Source organism: Enterococcus sp. 3C7_DIV0644, from assembly GCF_002141235.1.
GTDB lineage: Bacteria > Bacillota > Bacilli > Lactobacillales > Enterococcaceae > Enterococcus_D > Enterococcus_D entomosocium.
In genome coordinates this window covers 1-1,010 of the sequence record NZ_NGLK01000007.1, presented here as the reverse complement: position 1 = coordinate 1,010, position 1,010 = coordinate 1, and the positions used below count along the sequence as shown (strand labels likewise).

Annotated in this window: 2 protein-coding genes; both read left to right on the top strand. The window is 28.7% G+C overall.

Annotated elements, in window-relative coordinates:
* Window positions 1-527, top strand: a 527-nt coding sequence (locus A5877_RS17035; RefSeq protein ID WP_217809926.1) for a DUF1837 domain-containing protein, incomplete at its 5' end; no start/stop codon positions are given.
* 139 nt (window positions 528-666) lie between these two features.
* Window positions 667-936, top strand: coding sequence for a hypothetical protein (locus A5877_RS17030; protein WP_086317485.1), 270 nt, complete (start codon window positions 667-669; stop codon window positions 934-936).
* Window positions 937-1,010: the final 74 nt, after the last annotated feature.

Sequence of the window (1,010 nt, the reverse complement as noted above, 5' to 3'; positions counted from 1 at the left end):
CTAAAATCCATTTTAAAGATTCATTTGGACATGCTGTTCATGGCTTTGATTCTATACATATTAATACTGAAAGTATGACTCTTTGGCTTGGGGAGTCTAAGATATACACAAGTGGAATAAATGGAGTTGATGCATTAGTACAAGATCTTTTTGAACACTTTAATACGGATTATTTTAATAGTGAATTTAATATAATATCCAAAAGAATAACTGATTCATATAAAATGCTGGATTCTATGGGATTTGATTCTGAACATTGGATTGAATTGTTGAATAGATATACAAGTCTCTCTGAGCAACTAAATAATATAGTAATTCCGATGTTTTGTGCATACGAAACATCGACACTGGATTCATATGAATTAGATTTCGAAAAATTTTCTAAAGAGTTTGAAGATGAAGTGTACAAATTAAAAAAAAGATTTGATGACAAAAGTAAGGAGCATCCTCTTATAAATAAACTAAATATTATAGTGATCTCTTATACACATCGAGATGTGTATAAGAGACAGAAAAAAAAGATTTGATGACAAAAGTAAGGAGCATCCTCTTATAAATAAACTAAATATTATAGTGATATTGATGCCTTTAAAAAGTAAAAAAGAAATTATATCAAAGTTGCATTCAAAATTAACTTTGATTCAAGCATTAGGAGGTTAAATAAAGGTGAATTGGGATATAGTAAATATTTATGAAGAGATGTGTATAAGAGACAGTTTTCATTCCTATCATATTGATTTTGATATTTGTGGAAAAGACATCTTGCAACAAAGGATTGATGATTTTGTACAAATCATGTGTGAAGAAATACCAAGTTTTGCTTTTGGCTTCCATAGAGGTGATAATGTCCCTCAAGATGAGATTTTAAATACTTTAGTTGAGGCAGCAAAATCAATATATAAGATAACTGAATACAGAGAAGTATCAGAAATGTAGATGTGTATAAGAGACAGGACCAGATTTTGACTATCCTAATTTGTTAATCATTGATAAATATTGAGTCTCTGAAA